At 64.4% G+C, this 3,661-nt stretch carries 6 protein-coding genes; all 6 read right to left on the bottom strand.

Going from position 1 to position 3,661, the window contains the following annotated elements; translation table 11 throughout:
* The coding region (locus tag VEY12_12230; GenBank protein ID HYM40886.1) for a kelch repeat-containing protein at nucleotides 1-304 on the bottom strand (304 nt) is incomplete at its 3' end.
* A 21-nt stretch (nucleotides 305-325) separates the two neighbouring features.
* Nucleotides 326-577, bottom strand: a complete 252-nt coding sequence (locus VEY12_12225; protein ID HYM40885.1) for a hypothetical protein — start codon at nucleotides 575-577, stop codon at nucleotides 326-328.
* Nucleotides 574-1,608 (bottom strand): hypothetical protein, encoded by a 1,035-nt coding sequence (locus VEY12_12220; protein HYM40884.1) that lies wholly within the window; start codon nucleotides 1,606-1,608, stop codon nucleotides 574-576. Before VEY12_12220 ends, VEY12_12225 begins: the two co-directional genes overlap by 4 nt.
* Before the next feature lie 21 nt (nucleotides 1,609-1,629).
* The gene (locus tag VEY12_12215) at nucleotides 1,630-2,565 is read right to left on the bottom strand and encodes a M48 family metalloprotease (protein HYM40883.1); all 936 of its coding nucleotides are present in this window, start codon (nucleotides 2,563-2,565) and stop codon (nucleotides 1,630-1,632) included.
* Nucleotides 2,558-2,938, bottom strand: coding sequence for a BlaI/MecI/CopY family transcriptional regulator (locus VEY12_12210; protein ID HYM40882.1), 381 nt, complete (start codon nucleotides 2,936-2,938; stop codon nucleotides 2,558-2,560). Before VEY12_12210 ends, VEY12_12215 begins: the two co-directional genes overlap by 8 nt.
* A gap of 72 nt (nucleotides 2,939-3,010) precedes the next feature.
* Nucleotides 3,011-3,661 (bottom strand): DNA-directed RNA polymerase subunit D (locus tag VEY12_12205; GenBank protein ID HYM40881.1); only part of this gene is annotated, 651 nt, incomplete at its 5' end.

The following is a 3,661-nucleotide window of genomic DNA, read 5'->3' as shown; positions in this document are numbered from 1 at the left end:
TCGGCGGATGGAGGTCCATCCACGAGCGGTTTTCGGGGTCGTACTGCCACGTTGCGTTCAGAGAGGTCACACCGTCCCATCCTCCGAACAGGACGAATCGGTCCGATTTGCTGCTGTACGCCATCATGGCCCCGGCCATCGCCGGCGGCGAGAGTGGTGGAGAGACTTCCGTCCACGCTCCAGGGCCTGTGTCGACGACGGTGGACACATGCGACGTGGCATGCCCGAACCCGGGCACCCAGACCGCCGTCCACACGAGTGCCGCCAGGAGGACGCCCCCGATGAACTTCCCCGAGGAGACCACGCCCCTTCCGCCCTCCGCGGACTAGAGTCCGCCTCTCCCATAAGTCTCGTCAATGAGCTGGAGCGTCCTTCGAATGTCATATCCCGCGCGGGCGACGATTCGGTCCTTCGTCACGATCTTCCGGACTCCGACGAGGGGACGCGAGAGGAACACCAGGTACGAAAACCTCTTGGTGGTCAGGGAAACCAGGAGTCCGTTCCGCTCGGCGAGGACCTTTAGCGTGTGGTTCTCCGAGATGACCTTGTCCTGCCGGTCTCCCGCCACGGCGATCACGTGAACGTCCTCCGGTACGCGTCGCCGAGGTCATCGTACTTCTGGGACTCGTACGCGCAGAACCCGGGCTCGATGACGGTCCGGAAGCGCGCGGCATTCCGCCCCTCCCGTCGGAGGCGGGAGTTGCGCAGCGCTCCGACAATCCACAGGTAGGGACCGAGGACAAGGAATGCCAGGGCATTCGCCGCGGCCCATTGCGTCCCGCGGGGATCACGCTCGGCTCCAGGCTCCCGAGCACTCTCGTCTAGGCGCATCCGATACAGGGACGGGAACCAAGTCTCCATCCAGGGTGACGCCGCTAGTAGATCGTGGTAGAATTCGGAACCGTGGAGGATTCTCAGATTGAGCGCCTCCCGGGCAAAGAGGGGCTCGCGAGCTTCGCGGAACCCTGACTCGCAGCGTTCGGTCTCTTCCAGGCGGTTGAAGCAGAACACGGGAGCGCGCGGGTGCCGGGCCCGGTTCAGGCGCGCCAGCCCCAGGGCGATCAGGAGGGTGATCCATAAGCGACGCCGGGGCGTGACGACGAAGAAATCGATGTCGTCGTCCAGCTTCGTTCCGCCGTACGCGACGGAGCCGGATACCGCCACCAGCTCCGTCCAGGGTGAGAACCGCACGAGGGACGCCGCGAAGCCGCGAGCGAGCGCGACTCGGTCCCGGGTGAGCGTGCGTTGGTCTCTCCGACGGGCGACGAGGGCGGTGTCCGCTCGAGGCGCGACCTCACCATCATTCACGACGAGTTCGTCCCGGAGAGCGTAATCCTCCTCGATGAATCGAACGACGGCGTCCGCGTCTCCAAATCTTTCGCGGGGGAGCAAGACTCGTAGCTCGTCCGCGGACATCGTGCTCTCGTTTGCAGCGGCGATGCCGACCAAGGTCCTGATCCGCTCCCGGACATGACGGAGTGCTTCCGTATCCGAACCGCGTGCGTCCGACGGCGTGGCTACGGAGGGCTGGCCCATGGGCAGGGGAGGTGAGAGCTTGGAGCCGGCCAACTTCTTCGCGGTCCGTAGCGCCGTCTTCCCCTCCTCCATGAGCCAAAGTCGTTGCCGATACTAGCGGTTTGCTTGTGCTCCGTCACGGGTGCCGAGCAAATCCGACAGGAGCAGGAGCCTCTGCACCCGCTCCTTGAGCGGGGGATATCGGCTGAAGATGCCGCGGCTCCTCCCATAGATGCTGAGCCCCCACGTGGACTTGGGAGGGACTCCGCGGTCGGCAATCTTGAGCAAGGCCGAGGCGAGCGCCGCAGGCTTGCCCGTGGATCGCCCGCTCGCCTCGTCCGCGAGATACTCTCGCTCGCGGTGGACGGCGGGGTCGAAGAACTTGCTGAACGGATCGAAGAAGAGGATGCGGGAGAACACGATCGAGAACACCTTGAATTCTGCATCGTGGTGTTTGAGGTGCATGAGTTCATGCGCGACGCTCGCCTCGATTTCCTCTCGGTCCAAGAGTCCAAGGAGACCGCGTGAAACCAGGATCGAGGCTTGCTTCCCAGCGACTGCCATGGCCAAGGGCGCGTCTTGGTCGACGACCCGGACGGGCACACGCTTCGTGCTCTCGAACTCGGCCAGCAGGTCGACGTAGTCTTGGACCCAGCGGTACTCCGGAGGCAGGTCCATGCGGTTGAACTTCCGGATTGCCCATCGGGCGGCAAACCTCCAAACAAGGTACGAAAGGAGGGAGGCGGCGGCGAGGGCGACGAGGACCGCGCCTGCGGCTGCCATACGGATCCCCGACGTTTCGTAGGCCACCATGTCCGACTTCATGACGCATAGGAACAGGCTTGCCGCGACGAACGCCCAGAAGAAGATCGTCAAGACGTAGAACCCGGTGAGGAGGCTGACGCGCAGCTTCGCGTTCCGCGCGTTCGCCAGGAACACGTAGAGCAGCGTGCCCATGGACGCCGCGCAGACGGCAACGATGGTGAGCGTGATCGGCGAGGACCAGTAGGCGACGAGCGCATCGATGATCGGATCAAGCAGGTCAGTCATGCGCGCTTTCCTTCTTCCGGCGCGAGGCGACCTGGACCTCCAGTTCCTCGACCTGGCAGGGGGCGAGCTTGTCCGAGCTGTCCAGCAAGTAGGAGACCGCGGCGCCGCCGAACGTGTCGAGTACGGAGTCCACCATGGCGGCCATGGCCTTCCGGTACGCACGTCCGTCCTTGATTCGGTAGAACACGCGTTTCTCGCTCTGTTTGCGCAACGCAACCAGGTCTTTCTCAACGAGCCGATACAGGGTTGTCGTTACGGAGGTGTACGCGACATGACGGTCCTGGAGGACCTCTTCGTAGACCTCCCCCGAGGTGGCCTCGCCAAGCGTCCTCACGGCTCGGAGGACGGCCAGTTCGAGCTCGCCAAGTTCCACGGATGACTATAGCGATAGTAATCTTATTAAAGTTTGCCCCATGAGCGCGTCAAATGCGTGTTTCGGGGTCCCTCAAAGGCCATCGGCCTGGTTCGCCAGGTCGCCGAACCGCTCCGTGAGGATGTCCAGGGCGCGCAGGAGAACCTCCTTGGCGCTCAGGGACCCGTCCGTCTCGAACTGGAGGACAAAGCGCGTCGGGTCGCTGGCGACCTTGACCGAGTCGACCTTGAACGCTTCCTTGAACCTCCCGCACAGAGTGCAGTCGTCCGGGAGCTCCACGGTCTCCTCGATTGCAGAGGTTGTGAGCATGTGGGCGGAGCAGAAGGGCACGCTCGGGTCGAGCGCATCGACGGTCTTCGTGCCCGCCTTCACGATCGGGTAGTACGCGTAGCCGACCCCGTGGGTCGCCTGCCACTTCGCGTGGTCCTTGCCCGTGCCGAGTTGCGCAGTCGCGTAGATCAGGATCGCTTGGCCCTCCGCGAGCTGGACGATCGGGATGCCCTGGTCCTTGGGGCGCAGCTTGGTGTCCCCGATGGGCTCCATGTCCGCCGAGGTCACGAGCCCGGGACCGCGCTTGTTCAGGGAGTAGATGATCGTGCAGCTCGGGCAGCCCTCGCCGTGGCAGCTGGGGCAGTCCTCGCGGCGGTTGTACAGGTCTAGGTCCGTCGGGATCGGGACGAGCCCGAGGCGGTGGGCGATCATCTCGTCGAACAGGGGGGCGAT

This window comes from Thermoplasmata archaeon, assembly GCA_035632695.1.
Lineage (GTDB): Archaea > Thermoplasmatota > Thermoplasmata > RBG-16-68-12 > RBG-16-68-12 > RBG-16-68-12.
The sequence above is the reverse complement of the archived record's forward strand: the minus strand, read 5'-3'. Positions and strand labels throughout refer to the sequence as shown.